We start from the raw sequence: 14,589 nt of genomic DNA on the forward strand, positions 1-14,589 counted from the left end.
CCCGCCGTGCCGAAGCACCGCTGGACGCCTTTATCCCGAAGACTGATGCACCGCCGTTGGCGCACCGTCAAAAATGGTTAATTGAATAATGCAAAGCTAATGCCAGGTCTGAAGACTCTGTTTCAGGGCCTGAAGCCGGGTTTTGCGCGCGACCACGCACCTCAATCAGGCATAAAATGCCCGCTGATTGTGCAGCTACTCCTTAGGTGTTACCTGCCACACGCTCTTCACCGTAAGCAGCGCGCGGGCGATATCCACCATGCGCTGGTTCTTGTCCATCGCCATTTTGCGCAGCGTCGTCCAGGCCTGCTCTTCACTCATATGCTGATGGGTCATCAGCACGCTTTTGGCTTTATCAATGGTTTTGCGCTCCTCAAGCGTATCGCGCAGCGACGCGAGCTGGCGGGACAGCTGCTCTATTTCACGCGCCTGCTGGCGAACCAGGGTCAGCAGCGGTTTATCCGGGTAGTGAGCAAGCGGATCGTCCTCTTCATCCCCAGGAAGCGGGTACGCCTCGTCGCGCTGAATACGCTCATCCACCGCGACCATCAGATCGGCGATGATCGTCTCTTCCAGCGCGCGCAGATGCTCCAGCCGCGCCGTTTGCAGCGCAAACCAGGCGAGCGCGGTATGGCCATTGTCTGCGGCAGGCTGGCGGGTACAGGCCACGCGCCGGAGTTGCTCCGTCTCACGATCGGGCTGGCAGTTGAGTGAGAATATAGTCTGCACGTCAGCCTGGCTGTGGGAGAGAAAGATCTCAAAGCAGGCCTGCTGCCCGTCAATGCGGTCAACCAGCCGCTGGCGCGTCACATCGTCGAAAAAGCCCTGCGTAAAGCCAATCGCCCCCAGGGCCCGCTCCTGTCCTGCCAGCTCTTTCCCCTGCATCAGGCTATAAAGCGCGACGAAACGGCCCGCGATTTGCGGGTCGTCAATGCTGTCATTAAGCTGAGGCACGATACTGAGCAGGTGGCGCAGCATACGGGAGTAGTGCTCCATTGCCTGCGGAGCCGTCAGCGTTTGCCGACTTACACCGTCGCGCAGCGCGGGAAGCGTCTCCAGCGTGAGCAGCGCATTGCCGATACGTTCGCAAACGGCGCTTCCCGGGAAGGCGGAGTGCTTTCCAAGAATGTCATTCAGTGCAGCAAGGTTTTCGTCCACCAGCGCCCGGCTGGCTTTGCATTCAGGCGCGTAGAGCTTACCCTGTGAGCAGAGCCAGACGTTGGACGCCCCGCGCTCGCACTGGAGCATATGCACCAGCTGGCTAATGCCGTGCACCAGCACGTTCAGCTGCGCCAGCCTGCTGAGCTGCTCCCGGCGCATACGCCTTGCGCGCTGGAGCCATTCGGTTGCACCTGGCGAAATGCCGGCCATTAATGTCATGCTTACTCTCCCGGACAGCGAAACTCCGGGTAATTAAGCAATATTCGTGCCTTTTAAAGAACAGGAGTCAACATGCAGAAGATTGTGATCGTCGCCAACGGTGCGGCCTACGGCAGCGAATCCCTTTTCAACAGCCTGCGCCTGGCGATCGCGCTACGCGAAAAAGAGAGCGACCTGGCGTTACGGCTTTTTTTAATGTCGGACGCCGTCACTGCCGGGCTGAAGGGGCAGAAACCGGCAGAGGGCTATAACATTCAGCAGATGCTGGAGATCCTGACCGCGCAAAATGTACCGGTGAAACTGTGCAAGACCTGCACCGACGGGCGAGGTATTACCGGGCTGCCGCTGATCGATGGCGTGGAAATCGGTACGCTGGTGGAACTGGCCGAATGGACGCTGACCGCGGATAAAGTATTAACTTTTTAATAATAAACCCGTAAAAATATTATTTTCTTATGGACGCGGTTTCAGCATCAAGTTTACCTGCGGGGTTGCCGATAGGCATGGAAACAACACAGCAGGTATTTCACTTATGTTCAGATCCATTCGCGCACGCATTATCGCCGCGACGACAGGCTGCCTTGTCGTCGCCCTTCTTCTCAATACCGTTATTAACTTCCAGGTGACGCGCCAGGATAACCAGCAGTCCCAGCGCGATATTCTGACCAGCACCAGCGCCAGCCACAACATGGCGATTGCCGACTGGGTCAAAAGCAAAATGACGGTGATTGCCTCCGCGCAGAGCATCGCACTGGCTGACGATCCCGTTCCGGTATTTAAGCAGCTTGCCCAGGCTGGCGGCTTCACCAACGTCTACGTGGGCTACGCCAGCAAGACGGCGAAATTCTCCGACCCGGCGGGCGTCCCGGCGGATTATGACCCGACCATACGCCCCTGGTACCAGCAGGTGGTGAGCACGGACGGCCCGGTTGTGACGGCGCCCTACGTTGATGCCGGGACCGGGAAGCTGGTGGTGACATTTGCCGTGCCGGTGAAGGAGAATGGCACTCTGAAAGCGGTGGTGGCGGGCGATGTCGCCATGGATAGCGTGGTGGCGAACGTGCGCGGTATCCACCCCACGCCTGCCAGCAGCGGGTTACTCCTGAACACCGACGGCACGGTGATTGCCGCCAACGAGCCGGCCCTGACGTTGAAGCCGTTTGCCGAGACGATCAAAGGCATCGACCTTGCAGCGCTGAAAAGTGGTAACCCGGTCGACGGAACGCTGAATGACGAGGAAAAAACCTTTATCGCCTCAGCCGTGCCGGGCACGAACTGGCTGCTGGTGGTCGCCCTCGATAGCAGCGACGCCACCTCCGGCATGCGTTCCCTGCTGAAAGCGTCGGCGATTTCGCTGGTGATCCTGGCACTCCTGAGCGGCGCTATTGTTCACGTCCTGATTGCACGCCTGCTTAAGCGCCTGTCCGACATTCGCGACGCGATGCACAGCATTGCCAACGGCACCAACGATCTTTCCCAGCGCCTGCCGGACAGCGGCGATGACGAAGTGGCGCAAATTGCACAGGCGTTTAACGCCTTCAGCGATAAGCTCTCGGTGGTGATGGTCCAGCTTCGCGACGCCAGCGCCTCGGTGAAAAACGCCGCGCAGGAGATTGCGGCAGGCAACCAGGATCTTTCCGGACGTACCGAGCAGGCCGCGTCCAGCCTTCGCGAAACCGCCAGCGCCGTGGAAGAGATAACCGCCTCCGTCACCCAGTCGAATGAATCGGCAGCAGAAGCCAACGACCAGGCAAGCCGGGCCTCTGCGGCCGCAGCGCGCGGCGGTGAAGTGGTCTCGCAGGCCATCAGCACCATGCAGTCCATCGAAGTGGCTTCTGCAAAAATTGGCGATATCACCAGTGTGATCGACGGCATCGCCTTCCAGACCAACATTCTGGCGCTGAACGCCTCCGTCGAGGCGGCACGTGCCGGTGAGCAGGGCCGCGGGTTCGCTGTGGTGGCCGGCGAAGTGCGGAACCTCGCCAGCCGCAGCGCCCAGGCGGCGAAAGAGATCAAATCGCTTATCGACTCTACCACCGACAGCGTGGCCACCGGCTCGCGCTACGTGCATCTGGCCGGGGAAAGCATGGATGAGATCCGATCCAGCATCGGCAGCGTCTCCGGCATCATGCGCGAAATATCTATTGCGACCAGCGAACAGATGAAAGGCATTCACGAGATCAACCACGCGGTAACCCATCTCGACCGGATGGTGCAGCAGAACGCCGAGCTGGTGGTGCAGTCCGCCGCGGCCGCCAGCGCATTGCAAAGCCAGGCGGGCGACCTTGCTGAAACCGCCGGCCATTTCCGCATTTAATTTTATTTCCGCGCGGGTTTACCGGGTAAAACCCGCGCCAGCTGAATGCTTTCAGGCATTTTGTCATTTTTGTTTAAACGTTATGCCATTTTTTGATCAAAATCAGCATCCCTCGCCTCCCTCTTTGGTGTTATGCAATGAGTATTTTGTGAACAATATCACGCTCGGGATGGGCAAAATCGACGGGGTAAATAAATGGCACTGGTGAAAACAAGTTTGAAACTGTTTGGCGGGGATACGGTGGTGGTGCGTTGCTCAGAGCGCTGTCGTATTCATCTGATGAGTGCGAAAGCACAGAAGCAGTCCCAGGCGGATATTCTGACCGTTCAGGATGATAAGGCCTGGCTAACCGTGCCGTATACCGGCACGTGGGATGTTCTGATCGACAGCCACAGCCAGTCGCTGGAACATTCGGTCAGTTACGTGGCAGCGTAATTTAAACGCCCGGCGAGCCGGGCGTATTCTCAGGCAAAACCCGGTCGCAGCGTGCTGTTGAGTGGGTTCCCTTCCAGCAACGCCTTCACCTTTACCACCAGCTCATTCAGACAATCGTCCTGCATGCCGAGGCGGGTCAGCTCCTGATCGAGGGAGAAGAGATACTGCGCGTTGGTGCCGAGCGGCCCGCTGGCGGCGGCAATTAACGGGGCAATCACCTGCGTGCGGGTGTCCGCTTCATACAGCGGATGGCGCGGATCCATAATAAACACCAGCGCGTTTACGGTGCGTCCGTCGTCAAGCTCCAGCTTGCACCAGCTCGGCATATAGCAGCCGGTGATCATCTCGCGCTTCCAGAGCAGCGTCAGCTCCTCTTCGAGCGTGGCATTCGGCAGGCGATACGCCACGCCCGTGGTGCGCCCGCCCTCTTTCAGTGCAAGCATGCGCCCTGGCTGACAGGCGCTGCCGCGTCCGGCCGTCAGGCGCAGGCAAAATGCGCGGTGCCAGCCGGGCAACGTACCCGTTGCCGATTCAACAAATTCGAGAGCCGGGTTCCACATCAGTGAACCGTAGCCAAAAATCCATACCGGGCCATCATCCGGGCGGCAGGCAAGCGTTGCAGCGAGCGACGCCGCACGTTGTTCAGCTGACCAGAGAAGCGATTCCTCAATAGCACCAAATGCCGTCTTACAATCTGCCTTCATTAAGAAATCACGCGTTAACACTTTACACCTCCGCCACTGCATGCTTCCTTGCGACATCTGTAATTCGCCTTCCCGACATTCTGTGCTGGTCATTTTGCCAGCAGTCAAATAACGATAAGCAATTAGCGGACCAGTTGCAATACAACGGAAGTTCAACCGCCTGAAAAGTCAAAATGAAGGCAGCGAATAATTTCACGGCTATTTCTTTTTATGCCATTTATCATCGTCTCCTTTCTCATAGTCATGTTTTACTGCGGCCCAGGCGACTTTGTGTGCCGTCTCTTCCCGGCTGGCATCATCCCGCCGATCGTCCTTATCTTTGTACTGATCCCATGCGCTGTTAAATGCTTCTTTATAGATATCCTGGGCGTGTTCGGGCAGGACGTTTTTCACGTTATCGGGTAATTCGCGTTTCGTTTTATATGGCATCACTAACCTCTCTTTTGGCTAAAGAGTAAGTGTGGACGACGATACGCCATGGTGCCACCCGGCAATAGATACTGATTAAACTAAATTCATAATCTATTGTTATTTAATTACTATTTAAATTAAATATCTTATTACAGGCATCAAACATGAAAACCATGACAAAGGGTAAAATTAAGTAAAAAATAAAGGGTATTTAACAGATTTCTGTTAGTTTAATGCCCTCAAAATCTATCTATAATTACAAGCACCTGCATTGATGGAGAAGCACATGACAGCAACACACGAGGCGGTAAAGACCCGCCACAAGGAGACGTCACTCATTTTCCCGGTTCTGGCACTGGCTGTGCTGCTCTTCTGGGGAAGCAGTCAGTCACTGCCAGTGGTGGTTGGTATCAATATTCTTGCTCTGGTCGGCATCTTAACCAGCGCATTTAGCGTCGTTCGCCATGCGGACGTATTGGCCCACCGTCTGGGCGAGCCGTACGGCTCGTTAATTCTCAGCCTTTCTGTCGTTATTCTCGAAGTCAGCCTGATTTCCGCGCTCATGGCGACCGGCGATGCCGCCCCAACGCTGATGCGCGACACGCTCTACTCCATCATTATGATTGTGACGGGCGGCCTGGTGGGCTTCTCTCTTCTGCTGGGCGGACGCAAATTTGCGACCCAGTATATGAACCTGTTCGGTATTAAACAGTATCTGATTGCCCTCTTCCCGCTGGCCATTATCGTGCTGGTCTTCCCGATGGCGCTGCCGGGCGCGAATTTTTCTACCGGTCAGGCACTGCTGGTCGCGCTGATTTCCGCCGCCATGTACGGCGTGTTTCTGTTGATTCAAACCAAAACGCACCAGAGCCTGTTTGTGTACGAGCATGAAGATGACGGCGACGATGATGACCCGCACCACGGTAAGCCGTCGGCCCACAGCAGCGCGTGGCATACGGTTTGGCTGATCGTGCATCTGATCGCGGTTATCGCGGTCACCAAGATGAACGCCAACCCGCTGGAGACGCTGTTAACCGAGCTGAACGCCCCGGTGGCCTTTACCGGTTTCCTGGTGGCGCTGCTGATCCTGTCCCCTGAGGGTCTGGGCGCGCTCAAGGCGGTGCTGAACAATCAGGTGCAGCGCGCAATGAACCTGTTCTTCGGCTCCGTGCTGGCGACCATTTCCCTCACCGTACCGGTGGTGACACTGATTGCCTTTATGACGGGTAACGATCTGCAGTTTGCGCTGGGCGCGCCGGAGATGATTGTGATGGTGGCCTCGCTGCTGCTGTGCCAGATTTCATTCTCCACTGGCCGCACCAATGTGCTGAACGGCGCAGCGCATATGGCGCTGTTTGTAGCGTATTTGATGACGATTTTTGCGTAGCCTTTTTGCCCAGCGGCGCTTCGCTTGCAGGGCCTACGGGTTTTGTAGGCCGGGTAAGCGCAGCGCCACCCGGCAATATGCCCCATAAAAAAACCCGCCGAAGCGGGTTTTTTTATTAGTTGCTGGTATCCAGCTCGTCGAAGCTCTTCACCAGATCGTCAATCGCCTTGATCTGCTTCAGGAACGGCTCCAGCTTATCCAACGGCAGCGCGGAAGGACCATCGCATTTCGCGTTAGCCGGATCCGGGTGCGCTTCAATGAACAGACCCGCCAGGCCGGTCGCCATACCGGCACGCGCCAGCTCGGTCACCTGGGCACGACGACCGCCGGACGCGGCGCCAAAAGGGTCGCGGCACTGCAGCGCGTGGGTCACGTCGAAGATCACCGGGGACTGGTTAGATACGTTTTTCATCACGCTGAAGCCCAGCATGTCCACAACCAGGTTGTCGTAACCGAAGTTAGCGCCACGATCGCACAGAATAATTTTGTCGTTACCGCCTTCGATAAACTTATCAACGATATTGCCCATCTGGCCAGGGCTCACAAACTGCGGTTTTTTCACGTTGATCACGGCACCGGTTTTCGCCATTGCGGCAACCAGGTCGGTCTGGCGCGCCAGGAACGCCGGAAGCTGAATAACGTCTACCACGTCTGCCACAGGCTGCGCCTGCCAGGACTCATGCACGTCGGTGATCACTTTCACGCCAAACGTCTGCTTCAGCTCCTGGAAAATTTTCATCCCCTCTTCCAGGCCCGGGCCGCGGTAAGAGTTGATGGAGGAGCGGTTGGCTTTGTCAAAAGAGGCTTTAAACACGTACGGAATGCCCAGCTTCTGGGTCACGGTCACGTAGTGCTCGCAGATACGCATGGCGAGATCGCGGGATTCCAGCACGTTCATACCGCCAAACAGCACGAACGGCAGGTCGTTTGCCACGTTGATATCACCAATGCTAACCACTTTTTGTTTCATAGGATCGCCTTATTCAGGTGTGAATCGGAATTAAGATTAATGCAGTGTAATTTGTTTGTGCGAGATCGCGTTGATCTGCGCGCGAATCATTTCGCTAATCGGATCTTCCGGGCACTGCTCGACGAAATAGCTCAGATCGTTCAGCGCCACGTGCTCGCAGTCGAGCTGGGCATAGATAAGCCCGCGGTCGCGTATTTCGTACGGATCTTCCGGATTAAACTGCAGTAGCACTTCGCTGGCACGCAAGGCCAGCTCCATCTGACGCTCTTCCATCAGCGCTGACTTCAGCGTATCCAGCAGCTTGCGGATGACTTCGGCGTTGTCGGCTTCGTCGAGATCTTCGTTAAAGAGCTCGGCCACCGGGCTGATGTTGCCCTTCAGCCAGACGTCCAGCGTATGCTCATCCAGCGTGTCGCCATTAAACGGATTAATGAGCCACATCTCACCGTCCAGCCACTCCGCACGCAGGATCATCTGCGTCGGAAAAATGACCGGCACCAGCGGAATATCCAGCCGGTGCGCAACCCACAGCAAAATAGAGCCCAGCGCAACAGCGCTGCCCTGACGATTTTTTAAGACCTGGTCCAGCCATAATGCGTCAGACAGGCGATACACGCCACGCGTGTCGCAGAAACCCCATTCGCCGTAGAAAAGTTCCAGAAGCTTCTCTAATTGCCAGTCCTGCGGGCGCGCCTGATTGATCTCTTCACGCGCCAGGCTGACCAGATTCTCCAACTCATCGTAGACGTACTGCGACGTAAAATCGTCGCGTATCATCTCCGAAATCAGGATCATGCCATCGCAAAGCGGCACTTTATTAAATTCGAAATCGGCTAAGGACTTCATGACTTACCCCAGTAACGACTGAGCGAACAAGGACGCTCAGGCGCGATAAAACTCAAAACGATGTAGATGATAACGCCAAACTGCCTTTCAGTCAGCCTTACGCCTTTATCAGTAAATGGCAGATACCCGGCACTCAAGCCCACTGCCCCAGCGTCAGGCGTTCGTTGCCGCCGTAGTCGCGACAGGTTTCGACTGCGACGTAGCCTGCTTGCGTAAACAGTGACCGCACGGCTTCTCCCTGCGTCCAGCCATGCTCCACGAGCAGCCAGCCGCCAGGAAGTAAATGTTTCCGTGACATTGTCACAATGTGATCAAGATCGGCTAATCCCGCGTTGGCGGCAACGAGCGCCGTCAGCGGTTCGAAGCGAACATCTCCCTGCGCAAGGTGTGGGTCATGTTCGTCGATGTAAGGAGGATTGCTGACAATCATCGCAAATGAGCGATTCTCCAGCGCGGCAAACCAGCTGCTTTGCAGCACCGTCACGTTGCGGAGACCGAGACGTTCCACGTTACGCTGCGCCAGCGCCACCGCGTCGGGCATCACATCCACCGCCGTCACATCGCAATCGGGGCGCTCGCTGGCGAGCGCCAGCGCGATAGCACCTGTTCCCGTCCCGAGATCGAGAATGCTGCAGGGAGCTGTTGATAAACGCGCCAGCGCCTGCTCCACCAGACATTCAGTGTCCGGACGCGGGATCAGCGTTGCCGCCGAGACGTATAGCGGTAGCGACCAGAACTCGCGCTCACCGACCAGGTGCGCCACCGGCTCGCCCGTTTTACGGCGGGCAAGCAGCGCGGCGAGCCGTACTTCCTGCTCAGCGGTCAGCAGCGTCTCACCGAATGCCAGCAGGTACGTGCGGGCTTTACCCGTCACATGCTCAAGCAAAATTTCGGCATCACGCTTCGGGCTTTCGCTTTCTGAAAGCTCACCGGCCGCCTCGCGTAACCAGCGCTGAAAATCCATTATTCCTGCTCGGACAGCGCCGCCAGCTGGTCGGCCTGGTATTCCTGCACGATAGGCTCAATCAGCATATCCAGCTTCCCTTCCATCACCTCGTCCAGACGGTACAGGGTCAGGTTGATGCGGTGGTCGGTCACGCGGCCCTGCGGGAAGTTGTAGGTGCGGTTACGGTCGCTGCGATCGCCGCTGCCCAGCAGGTTACGACGCGTAGAGGCTTCCGCCTGCTGACGCTTCGCCATTTCAGCCGCGTGGATGCGCGCACCCAGCACGGACAACGCTTTGGCTTTGTTTTTGTGCTGCGAACGTTCGTCCTGGCACTCCACCACAATGCCGGTCGGCAGGTGGGTAATACGGATGGCGGAATCGGTGGTGTTAACGTGTTGTCCACCCGCGCCGGAGGAACGGAAGGTGTCGATGCGCAGATCCGCCGGGTTGATGTCCGGCAGTTCCGCTTCCGGCAGCTCCGGCATCACCGCCACCGTACAGGCGGAGGTGTGAATGCGACCCTGAGATTCCGTGGCCGGCACGCGCTGCACGCGGTGACCGCCGGATTCAAACTTCAGACGGCCGTACACGCCGTCGCCGCTGATCTTAGCGATAACCTCTTTGTAGCCACCGTGTTCGCCTTCGTTGGCGCTCATGATCTCGACGCGCCAGCGGCGCGATTCGGCGTAGCGGCTGTACATGCGGAACAGATCCCCGGCAAACAGCGCCGCTTCGTCACCGCCGGTACCGGCGCGCACTTCCACAAACGCGTTACGCTCGTCGTCCGGATCTTTCGGCAGCAGCAGCACCTGAAGCTGCTGCTCCATCTCTTCAGAACGCGCTTTTGCATCCTGCAGCTCTTCCTGCGCCATCTCGCGCATCTCAGGATCGTCGAGCATCATCTGCGCGGTTTCAATATCTTCCTGAACCTGTCGCCAGTCGGTAAAGCATTTAGACACATCACTCAACTGCGCATATTCACGCGAAAGCGCGCGAAAACGTTCCTGGTCCGCGATGGTCCCGGCATCGCCGAGCAGCGCCTGTACTTCTTCATGGCGCTCGTGCAGAGCTTCCAGTTTAGCGACGATAGAAGGCTTCATAGGCGTAAGTGCACCTTGTCTTAGAAAATGGGTATAGGGCGCTATTCCAGCCCGAGGCTGTTGCGCAGAATAGTCAGGCGTTCATCATCCCCGTCACGGGCAGCCTGTTGAAGAGATTTGGTTGGGGCATGGATCAGGCGGTTGGTCAGCTTCCACGCCAGATCCTGCATAATCGCCTGCGCGTCGCCGCCCTGTTCCAGGGCCGCTAACGCTTTGGCAGTCAGGTCATCACGCACCTGCTCCGCCTGCCCGCGGTACTCGCGGATGGTCTCGCTGACGCTTTGCGCGCGCAGCCAGGCCATAAACTCGCTGGTTTCCTGCTCAACGATAGTTTCCGCCTGCACCGCCGCCGCTTTACGCTGGGCGAGGTTGTGCGAAATGATGCTTTGCAGGTCATCCACGCTGTAGAGGTAGGCGTTCGCCAGCTTGCCGACTTCTGGCTCAACATCGCGCGGAACGGCGATATCCACCAGCAGCATAGGCTGATTACGACGCGACTTCAGCGCGCGCTCTACCATCCCTTTACCGATGATTGGCAGCGGGCTGGCGGTAGAGCTGATAATAATGTCCGCCTCCTTCAGGCGTTCATCGATGTCGCTCAGCGCAACCACCTCTGCACCCACTTCATCCGCCAGCACCTGCGCACGTTCGCGGGTTCGGTTCGCGATAATCATCTTTTTCACCTTATGCTCGCGCAGATGGCGCGCCACAAGCTCGATGGTTTCGCCCGCGCCTACCAGCATCACGGTGACGGTGGAAAGGGATTCGAAGATTTGGCGTGCAAGGGTACAGGCCGCGAAAGCAACAGAAACCGCACTGGCACCAATGTCGGTTTCGGTTCGCACACGCTTCGCCACGGAGAAGGACTTCTGGAACATGCGCTCCAGCTCGCTGGCCTTCAGATGCCCTTTTTGCGAATCCGCAAACGCTTTTTTCACCTGCCCCAGAATCTGCGGCTCACCGAGCACCAGCGAATCCAGCCCGCTGGCGACGCGCATCAGATGGCTGACCGCATCATTATCCTGATGCCAGTACAGGCTGTTACGCAGTTCGTCTTCGTTAAGATTGTGGTAGTCGCATAGCCAGCGGATCAGCGCGTCGTGCAGGTTATCCTGCTCTTCCACGCTTAAATACAGCTCGGTACGGTTGCACGTCGAGAGCACCACGCCACCCTGCACCATCGGCTGTGCAAGCAGGCTGTCCAGCGCCAGGTCAAGCGTATCCGGCGAAAACGTAACGCGTTCTCGCAGCGAAACCGGGGCCGTTTTGTGGTTGATGCCGAGTGCTAATAGGGTCATGTTGAGCGGGAGTAGTACCAGCGTTAATAAGGTTAGCAGGACGCATCATACAGGATGCGCGAGATCAATAAAAGAGACCGCCTCCTTTCGGAGTAATAGGTTACTCAACGCTTTGAGATAATTTGAACGTAGACGGTAGCACTGCGGGGCGCTAGCATTAACAGTTATAACTGCAACGTATCTCAAGGATTTGTCCTCATTATGACCCGACTGATTCGCCTGCTGCCGCTGGCGGCACTGGTTCTGACCGCCTGTACTGTCACCCAACCAAAAGGCCCGGGCAAAAGCCCTGATTCACCGCAGTGGCGTCAGCACCAGCAGGACGTCCTTAATTTGAAGCAGTACCAGACGCGGGGCGCCTTCGCCTATCTCTCTGATGAACAAAAGGTTTATGCCCGCTTCTTCTGGCAGCAAACGGGGCAGGACAACTATCGCCTGCTGCTGCTGAACCCACTGGGCAGCACCGAGCTGGAGCTTATCGCCAAACCGGGCGAAGCGCAGATCACCGATAACAAAGGCCAGCACTACACCGCGACCGATGCCGAAGAGATGATTGGCAAGCTGACCGGGATGCCTATTCCGCTGAACAGCCTGCGCCAGTGGATCCTCGGCCTGCCGGGAGAAGCAACCGACTATACGCTGGACGACCAGTACCGTCTGAGCCAGGTCAATTACACCCAGAACGGCAAAACCTGGAAAGTGGTGTACAGCGCCTATGACAGCAAGAGTAAACCGTCGCTGCCATCGAACATGGAGCTGACCCAGGGCAGCCAGCGCATCAAGCTGAAAATGGACAACTGGATCGTTAAATGATGACCCACTGGCCTTCTCCGGCGAAGCTGAACCTGTTTTTATACATCACCGGCCAGCGTGCTGACGGGTATCACACCCTGCAGACGCTGTTTCAGTTTATTGACTATGGCGACACGATCTCCATTGAACTGCGCCAGGACGGGCAGATTTGCCTGCTAACGCCGGTCGAAGGCGTGGCGCATGAAGAAAACCTGATCGTGCGCGCCGCGCGTCTGCTGATGAACGCCGCCGCGGAATCGGGGCGTCTGCCGGCGGGAAGCGGTGCGGATATCCGCATCGATAAGCGTCTGCCAATGGGTGGCGGTCTCGGCGGGGGCTCATCCAACGCCGCCACCGTGCTGGTTGCGCTGAACCACCTCTGGGGCTGCGGGCTGTCGACGGATGAACTGGCTGCTTTGGGCCTAACGCTGGGCGCAGATGTCCCGGTGTTTGTTCGCGGTCACGCGGCCTTTGCCGAGGGCGTGGGCGAGATCCTCTCCCCGGTCAACCCGCCGGAAAAATGGTATCTCGTTGCCCACCCCGGCGTGAGCATTCCGACCCCCGTCATCTTTAAAGATCCTGACCTGAAAAGAAATACCCCGGTACGGTCAATAGAAACGTTATTAAATTGTGAATTCAGCAACGATTGCGAGGATATCGCAAGAAAACGTTTTCGCGAGGTTGATGCGGTGCTTTCCTGGCTGTTAGAATACGCGCCGTCGCGCTTGACTGGTACAGGGGCCTGTGTCTTTGCTGAATTTGACACCGAATCCGCCGCTCGTCAGGTGCTTGAGCAAGCGCCGGATTGGCTGCATGGTTTCGTAGCGCGCGGGATGAACACTTCCCCGCTACAGCAGGCAATTCTGGCGCAGACTGAGTTTCGGTGACAACGTCACCCTGTTCCAGACGTTGCATCGCGCTCTTTAATACACCGCCTGGATAGCCTTTGCCTGGCCCGCACAGTTTACGGCGAACGCTATCCACCACTGGACGCATGCCTGAGGTTCTTCTCGTGCCTGATATGAAGCTTTTTGCTGGTAACGCCACCCCGGAACTAGCACAACGTATTGCCAACCGCCTGTACACTTCCCTCGGCGACGCCGCTGTAGGTCGCTTTAGCGACGGCGAAGTCAGCGTACAAATTAACGAAAATGTACGCGGTGGTGATATTTTCATCATCCAGTCCACCTGTGCTCCAACGAACGACAACCTGATGGAACTGGTTGTTATGGTCGACGCCCTGCGTCGCGCTTCAGCAGGCCGTATCACTGCTGTAATCCCTTACTTCGGCTATGCTCGTCAGGACCGTCGCGTCCGTTCCGCGCGTGTGCCAATTACCGCTAAAGTTGTCGCTGACTTCCTGTCCAGCGTCGGCGTTGACCGCGTACTGACCGTTGACCTGCACGCAGAGCAGATCCAGGGCTTCTTCGACGTCCCGGTTGATAACGTATTCGGCAGCCCAATCCTGCTGGAAGACATGCTGCAGCTGAACCTGGACAACCCAATCGTGGTTTCTCCGGACATCGGCGGCGTGGTACGTGCCCGTGCTATCGCTAAACTGCTGAACGATACCGACATGGCGATCATCGACAAACGCCGTCCGCGCGCTAACGTTTCTCAGGTGATGCACATCATCGGTGACGTTGCTGGCCGCGACTGCGTGCTGGTTGACGACATGATCGATACCGGCGGCACGCTCTGTAAAGCCGCCGAAGCGCTGAAAGAGCGTGGTGCCAAGCGCGTATTTGCTTACGCGACTCACCCGATCTTCTCCGGTAATGCGGTGAACAACCTGCGCAACTCCGTCATTGACGAAGTTGTGGTATGCGATACCATCCCACTGAGCGACGAGATCAAGGCACTGCCAAACGTGCGTACCCTGACCCTGTCCGGGATGCTGGCCGAAGCGATTCGTCGTATCAGCAACGAAGAATCCATCTCTGCAATGTTCGAACACTAATCGAACACGGCCAAAAAACCCGCTGCGGCGGGTTTTTTTGTCT

The 14,589-nt window shown here is 57.2% G+C and carries 15 protein-coding genes and 1 pseudogene; 7 read left to right on the top strand and 9 right to left on the bottom strand.

All coding sequences use genetic code 11. The annotated features are described in order from the left end of the window. Positions 1 to 195: 195 nt before the first annotated feature. On the bottom strand, positions 196 to 1,380 hold the full coding sequence (gene nasR / locus AB8818_RS04040) for a nitrate regulatory protein NasR (protein ID WP_192985093.1): 1,185 nt from the start codon (positions 1,378 to 1,380) through the stop codon (positions 196 to 198). Between the two features lie 72 nt (positions 1,381 to 1,452). Here nasR and AB8818_RS04045 point away from each other — a divergent pair, with 72 nt between their 5' ends. The 3 genes from AB8818_RS04045 to AB8818_RS04055 all read left to right on the top strand — a co-directional run bounded on the left by AB8818_RS04045 (position 1,453) and on the right by AB8818_RS04055 (position 4,132). Continuing rightward, the gene (locus tag AB8818_RS04045; protein ID WP_116339382.1) at positions 1,453 to 1,806 is read left to right on the top strand and encodes a DsrE/DsrF/TusD sulfur relay family protein; all 354 of its coding nucleotides are present in this window, start codon (positions 1,453 to 1,455) and stop codon (positions 1,804 to 1,806) included. A 106-nt stretch (positions 1,807 to 1,912) separates the two neighbouring features. Next, positions 1,913 to 3,697 (top strand): methyl-accepting chemotaxis protein, encoded by a 1,785-nt coding sequence (locus AB8818_RS04050; protein ID WP_116339380.1) that lies wholly within the window; start codon positions 1,913 to 1,915, stop codon positions 3,695 to 3,697. 195 nt (positions 3,698 to 3,892) lie between these two features. Continuing rightward, complete coding sequence (locus AB8818_RS04055) at positions 3,893 to 4,132, top strand: DUF1883 domain-containing protein (protein WP_013096243.1); 240 nt, start codon at positions 3,893 to 3,895, stop codon at positions 4,130 to 4,132. 29 nt (positions 4,133 to 4,161) lie between these two features. Here the strand turns inward: AB8818_RS04055 and AB8818_RS04060 are convergent, their stop codons facing one another. After that, positions 4,162 to 4,857: a gamma-glutamylcyclotransferase gene (locus AB8818_RS04060; RefSeq protein ID WP_163329939.1), complete on the bottom strand. Its 696-nt coding sequence runs from the start codon at positions 4,855 to 4,857 to the stop codon at positions 4,162 to 4,164. 177 nt (positions 4,858 to 5,034) lie between these two features. Next, on the bottom strand, positions 5,035 to 5,265 hold the full coding sequence (gene chaB / locus AB8818_RS04065) for a putative cation transport regulator ChaB (RefSeq protein ID WP_014884191.1): 231 nt from the start codon (positions 5,263 to 5,265) through the stop codon (positions 5,035 to 5,037). Positions 5,266 to 5,533: 268 nt separating this feature from the next. Between chaB and chaA the strand changes: the two genes are divergently transcribed. Next, entirely contained in the window at positions 5,534 to 6,634 is a 1,101-nt protein-coding gene (gene chaA / locus AB8818_RS04070) for a sodium-potassium/proton antiporter ChaA (RefSeq protein ID WP_116339378.1), read from the top strand. A 115-nt stretch (positions 6,635 to 6,749) separates the two neighbouring features. On the opposite strand, the gene kdsA is transcribed toward chaA, so the two are convergent. From kdsA to hemA, 6 genes and pseudogenes are all read right to left on the bottom strand, one after another. Next, positions 6,750 to 7,604 (bottom strand): 3-deoxy-8-phosphooctulonate synthase, encoded by an 855-nt coding sequence (kdsA, locus tag AB8818_RS04075; RefSeq protein ID WP_116339376.1) that lies wholly within the window; start codon positions 7,602 to 7,604, stop codon positions 6,750 to 6,752. A gap of 36 nt (positions 7,605 to 7,640) precedes the next feature. Continuing rightward, positions 7,641 to 8,450 (bottom strand): invasion regulator SirB1, encoded by an 810-nt coding sequence (gene sirB1 / locus AB8818_RS04080; protein WP_008499515.1) that lies wholly within the window; start codon positions 8,448 to 8,450, stop codon positions 7,641 to 7,643. Positions 8,451 to 8,491: 41 nt separating this feature from the next. Beyond that, positions 8,492 to 8,575: pseudogene (locus tag AB8818_RS04085) on the bottom strand (siroheme synthase); the annotation flags it as partial. 8 nt (positions 8,576 to 8,583) lie between these two features. Continuing rightward, positions 8,584 to 9,414 carry a peptide chain release factor N(5)-glutamine methyltransferase gene (prmC, locus tag AB8818_RS04090; protein WP_192985214.1) on the bottom strand — a complete coding sequence of 277 codons (831 nt, stop codon included), beginning with the start codon at positions 9,412 to 9,414 and terminating at the stop codon, positions 8,584 to 8,586. Beyond that, positions 9,414 to 10,496, bottom strand: a complete 1,083-nt coding sequence (prfA, locus tag AB8818_RS04095; protein ID WP_021240360.1) for a peptide chain release factor 1 — start codon at positions 10,494 to 10,496, stop codon at positions 9,414 to 9,416. The genes prmC and prfA overlap by 1 nt, the downstream gene beginning before the upstream one ends. A 41-nt stretch (positions 10,497 to 10,537) precedes the next feature. Further along, entirely contained in the window at positions 10,538 to 11,794 is a 1,257-nt protein-coding gene (hemA, locus tag AB8818_RS04100) for a glutamyl-tRNA reductase (RefSeq protein WP_021240361.1), read from the bottom strand. Between the two features lie 201 nt (positions 11,795 to 11,995). Here hemA and lolB point away from each other — a divergent pair, with 201 nt between their 5' ends. From lolB to prs, 3 genes are all read left to right on the top strand, one after another. Then, positions 11,996 to 12,607 carry a lipoprotein insertase outer membrane protein LolB gene (gene lolB, locus AB8818_RS04105; protein WP_028013462.1) on the top strand — a complete coding sequence of 204 codons (612 nt, stop codon included), beginning with the start codon at positions 11,996 to 11,998 and terminating at the stop codon, positions 12,605 to 12,607. Next, positions 12,604 to 13,473 carry a 4-(cytidine 5'-diphospho)-2-C-methyl-D-erythritol kinase gene (ispE, locus tag AB8818_RS04110; protein ID WP_163329935.1) on the top strand — a complete coding sequence of 290 codons (870 nt, stop codon included), beginning with the start codon at positions 12,604 to 12,606 and terminating at the stop codon, positions 13,471 to 13,473. The genes lolB and ispE overlap by 4 nt, the downstream gene beginning before the upstream one ends. A gap of 125 nt (positions 13,474 to 13,598) precedes the next feature. Next, complete coding sequence (gene prs, locus AB8818_RS04115) at positions 13,599 to 14,546, top strand: ribose-phosphate diphosphokinase (RefSeq protein ID WP_003856663.1); 948 nt, start codon at positions 13,599 to 13,601, stop codon at positions 14,544 to 14,546. Positions 14,547 to 14,589: the final 43 nt, after the last annotated feature.

The sequence above is a fragment of the Enterobacter sp. KB-280D8 genome (assembly GCF_041399405.1).
Lineage (GTDB): Bacteria > Pseudomonadota > Gammaproteobacteria > Enterobacterales > Enterobacteriaceae > Enterobacter > Enterobacter cloacae_N.